2 protein-coding genes are annotated in these 3,091 nt (G+C 69.9%); both read right to left on the reverse strand.

Going from position 1 to position 3,091, the window contains the following annotated elements:
- Window positions 1-289: 289 nt before the first annotated feature.
- Complete coding sequence (gene ald, locus QH290_RS13980; protein ID WP_280268350.1) at window positions 290-1,399, reverse strand: alanine dehydrogenase; 1,110 nt, start codon at window positions 1,397-1,399, stop codon at window positions 290-292.
- 203 nt (window positions 1,400-1,602) lie between these two features.
- A complete protein-coding gene (locus QH290_RS13985; RefSeq protein WP_280268351.1) occupies window positions 1,603-2,817 on the reverse strand; it encodes a PucR family transcriptional regulator in 1,215 nt (404 codons plus the stop codon).
- Between the last annotated feature and the right edge of the window lie 274 nt (window positions 2,818-3,091).

Genomic DNA, 3,091 nt, shown 5'->3' on the forward strand with positions numbered 1-3,091 from the left:
ACACCACCCACCATTTCCGGCACGCTTTTGGCCGGAATCCAGCGTGGATCCCGGCCAAAAGCACGCCGGGAATACAAGACACCGCACGCCGGGAATACAAGACACCGCACACCGGGAATACAAGGCACCGCACACCGAGGAACACAAGACACCGCACGCGAGGAACACAAGACACCGCACGCCGGGGAATGCAAGGCACCACACGCCGAGGAACGCAAGGCACCGCACGCCGGGGAATGCAAGGCACTGCACGCCCGGGGGGCCGAGCGGGAGCACGCGGGTCGTGTTGCTATGCGGCGGTGAGGGTTTGGGCCTCATAGCCGTGTGCGGCGGCGACGCTTTCGGACAGGAGGGCGCCCTGGTGGGTGCTCAGGCCCTGTGCGAGACCGGGGTCGGTGGTGGCGGCTTCGCGCCAGCCGTGGTCGGCCAGCGAAATCACGTATGGGAGTGTGGCATTGGTGAGGGCGACGGTCGAGGTGTAGGGGACGGCACCGGGCATGTTGGCCACGCAGTAGAACACCGAATCGTGCACCCGGTAGGTGGGTTCGGCGTGGGTGGTGGGGCGCGAGTCGGCGAAGCAGCCGCCCTGGTCGATCGCGATGTCGACCAGCACCGAACCCGGCTTCATCTGTGCCACGAGGTCGTTGGAGATGAGCTTGGGCGCCTTCGCACCCGGCACCAGCACCGCGCCGATCACCAGATCGGCCTCGCGCACCGAGTTCTCCACCTCGTGCGCGTTGGAGATGACCGTGCGCACCCGGCCCTGGTACTGCGCATCCAGCTCGCGCAGCGGGGCGACGTTCAGGTCCAGCACGGTGACGTCGGCGTGCATGCCGACCGCGATCGCGGCGGCATTGCGGCCCGCGACCCCGGCGCCGATGACGACCACCTTGGCGGGCCGGGTGCCGGGCACCCCGCCCATCAGCACACCGCGGCCACCGCCGCTGCGCATCAGGTGATACGACCCGGCCTGCGGCGCCAACCGGCCCGCGACCTCGCTCATCGGCGCCAGCAGCGGCAGCGAGCCGTCGCGGCCGGTGACGGTCTCGTAGGCGATCGAGGTGATGCCCGAGCGCAGCAGCGCGTCGGTGCACTCCGCCGACGCCGCCAGGTGCAGGTAGGTGAACAGCACCTGATCCGCGCGCATGCGCGAATACTCCTCGGCCACCGGCTCTTTCACCTTCAGCACCAGATCCGCGACACCCCAGACCTCGTCGGCCGAGCCCAGCACGCGCGCACCGGCGAGCACGTACGCGTCGTCGTCGAACGCCGATCCGGCGCCCGCACCGGCCTCGATGAACACCTCGTGGCCGCGCGACACCAGCTCGCGCACCCCGGCCGGGGTGCCCGCGACGCGGTACTCGTGGTTTTTGACCTCGCGGGGAATTCCGATCTTCACCTGCACTCCTGTGGTTGCTGGTTGCGGCGACCCATGCCGATCGGACCGGGTCGCCTCGTTGCCGAAAGTATGAAGAACCTTCGCCCAGTAGTCCATTTGCATGAACATAATTCTCGATCGCGTCGGATCGTCATTCATATAGTCGTCGGGTGCAGTCGTCTTGCCCTCAGGTCCGAATCATCTTCGGCCGAAGCGCGGGACGCCTACCCGTCCCGCTCGTGCGGCACGTCCCAGATCAGCGCCAGAAACAGCCGCGCGCGCTCGCGCGGGGAGTCGAGCCGATCCCCGTACAGCTCGCGCAGCCGGGCCAGCCGGTAGCGCACGGTCTGCGGATGTATGTGCAGTTCGTGCGCGACGGCCTGCCGGTCCCCCATCTGCCACAGCCAGCTGCGCAGCGTCTCGTACAGCCTGTCCCGGGTGCCCTCGGGCAGGTCCCGCAGCGGCCGCAGCACCTGCTCGCGCAGCACCGACAGCAGCCACTCGTCGCGATTGGCGATGATGGTGTCGAGCTGCTCGCCGACCAGCACCGGGCTGTCGCCGAGCACACCGGCGCGCCGCAGCCGCAGCGCCGTCTGCGCGATCCGCATCCCGACGGGCAGCAGATCCAGGGTCAGCGGCCCGCCGATCACCACGGCGCACCCGGACAAGGCCGTCGAAAGCCGGTGCAGCTGACCGCCTTTGCCCACCCCGGGCACGATCGCCCCGAGGGCGTCGGGGCGCCGGATCGGCAGCGAGTTCATGCCGAGCCGATCCAGCACGGCCCCGGCATCACCGTCGCCCGGGTCGGCGAGGACCACCGCGGCGTCACCGGGCAGCGGCCACCCGGCCCGGGCCGCCGCGGCACGGACCTCGGCGGTGTCGGATCGGCCGGACAGCAGCAGCTCGGCCAGCTCCTCCCGGCGCCGCTCCCGGGCGGCGCTGGCCGCGGACTGCTCCAGCACGTACCCGTGCGCGGACGCGGTGGAGAACTCGTCGACGAAGACGAAGACCGCCTCGGCGAGCGCGGCCAGCACATGCGGCTCCAGCCCCAGCTCCAGCGCGGTCGCCGCGACGTGGTGCCAGGCGACGCGCGCACCCACCTGATACGCGGTGAGCAGATAGGACAGCTCCAGACCGTCCTGGAAGTGCCGCTGCCCGATCTGCTCGAAAACCAGCTGGGCCCGGGCGTATTCGCCGTTGCGGGCCTGGGCGGGGGCGGGGCCGTGCTCGGCCATGTCGAGCAGGCTGTGCACGAACAGCACGCCCGCCTCGGCGACCTCGGGATGATGCTGGTCGAGAAATCCGGCGTAGCTGGGCCATTCCGCGGCCAGCATGTCTCGCACCTCGTCCAGCAGGCGAGGCATTCTAGCATCGAGTTCGGTGGCGAGCCGCTCGATCACATCCGGTTCCACATGAAATTCTCTGTCGGAGTTGCTCATTCGAATCCCTCCGCGCTCGATTATCGCCCCGTGACAAAAACGACCGGCCGAAATCACTTGGACGGTTGAAGATTTGCGCCCGGGGTAGCGCTCACCATCGAGGAATGGACGCACCCACAGTCGGGGCCCCCCCGCGGCGGGGCCGCGCGCGGGAGGTGAACATACCCGTGCCGCGGCGCGGGCGGGCGCGCGGCCACCCCCACCACCACCCCCCGGGGGAAGCCCCGGCCCCGCTCACCTACACCACGACGCCGACGTTCCCCACCGCCGCGGC

Origin of the sequence: Nocardia wallacei, from assembly GCF_029869545.1 — a bacterium.
In the GTDB taxonomy this organism is placed as follows: Bacteria; Actinomycetota; Actinomycetes; order Mycobacteriales; family Mycobacteriaceae; genus Nocardia; species Nocardia wallacei_A.

Excerpts from the sequence above, each read along its gene's own strand:
- QH290_RS13985 (WP_280268351.1), bottom strand. The coding sequence starts at position 2,817 with ATGAGCAACTCCGACAGAGAATTTCATGTGGAACCGGATGTGATCGAG.